The following is a 1,172-nucleotide window of genomic DNA, read 5'->3' as shown; positions in this document are numbered from 1 at the left end:
TACTGACTTCGGCTCGTTAGGGTGACGCTGGATCGTCGAGGGCCAGGCCGGTTCCGGCTATGAAGCCGTCGAGGGTGTCCGGCCGGTACTGAAGGCGCTTGAGCCGGTTGCGTACGAGGGCTTCGAGCCGGTCGAGGGCGACCACGGCGAGGTTGGCCAGGCTGCGCTTGACGTGCGCCCACACCCACTCGACGGGGTTGAGGTCGGGCGAGTAGGCGGGCAGCAGGAACACCGTCAGCCATTCACGCTCGGCGATCAGCTCACGCATGGCGTGGGAGACGTGGGTGTTCAGCCGGTCCCAGACGAGCACGATCGGCGCCTTGACCAGCTGGTGGACTCCGTCGATCAGCGTGATGAAGTCACGCTCGCCCATGCTGCGGCGCTTGCCCTTGCCCGCGGGGTGGGTGCGCAGGCGGTGGCACAGGCGGGTCCGGGAGCCGGGCCGCATCGCGATCAGCCCGGCCACTGACAGGCGTCCCGAACGTCGTCCGCTCACCGTCACCTGCGGAGTCACTCCGCGCCGGCCCCAGGTACGTCCTCTGGGCGGTCTGCGAGTGAAGCCTGCTTCGTCCTCGAAGCAGATGTAGCCTCCGCAGGCCGCCCGGACTCTTTTACCTCCGCCCAGGTCGCCTCCTTCCAGACGGTGACGGCCTGCTCGTCGCGCTCGGCGACCCGCCGCGCGGGGACCTGCGGGCTGAAGCCGAGCCGGTGCATCAGCCTCGTCGCACCCGAGACGCTGTAGGAGACGTGGAACTTCCTGCCGATCAGCGTGGCCACCCGCGCGGCGGTCCACACCTGGTCCTCCACCCAGCCGTGCGCGGCCGGCCCCTGCTCGAGGTACTCGGCCAGCTTCTGAAGGCAACGCGGCGACAGACGGCATCGCGATCCACTCGGGCCACGGGAGGCCAGAGCCTCACGACCGCCGTCCCGCCACAGCTGCTGCCACTCGTAGGCCGACTTCCGGCTCACCCGCAGGCACCGTGCCACCTCCAACGGCTTGATCTTCTGCTCGAACAGCTCGGCTGCCTGCATCCGTACCGCCTCACGGCGCCGACGCCCCGCGGGCGTCAGCCCGCCCCCATCCGCATATCTCACACGCCAGGAAATACAACCAACCGCGCCGCATCATCAGGCACTTCGAGACGGATCACCCTAACGAGCCGAAGTCAGTA

The 1,172-nt window shown here is 68.8% G+C and carries 2 protein-coding genes; both read right to left on the bottom strand.

Going from position 1 to position 1,172, the window contains the following annotated elements:
- Window positions 1-16 precede the first annotated feature (16 nt).
- Window positions 17-583: a transposase gene (locus AB0903_RS34315; protein ID WP_366708744.1), complete on the bottom strand. Its 567-nt coding sequence runs from the start codon at window positions 581-583 to the stop codon at window positions 17-19.
- Window positions 511-1,071, bottom strand: coding sequence for a winged helix-turn-helix domain-containing protein (locus tag AB0903_RS34310; RefSeq protein ID WP_366708742.1), 561 nt, complete (start codon window positions 1,069-1,071; stop codon window positions 511-513). The genes AB0903_RS34315 and AB0903_RS34310 overlap by 73 nt, the downstream gene beginning before the upstream one ends.
- Window positions 1,072-1,172 lie beyond the last annotated feature (101 nt).

Origin of the sequence: Streptomyces sp. NPDC048389 (assembly GCF_040706335.1) — a bacterium.
GTDB lineage: Bacteria > Actinomycetota > Actinomycetes > Streptomycetales > Streptomycetaceae > Streptomyces.
Note: the sequence above shows the minus strand (reverse complement) of the source record. Positions and strands in the feature narration are given on the sequence as shown.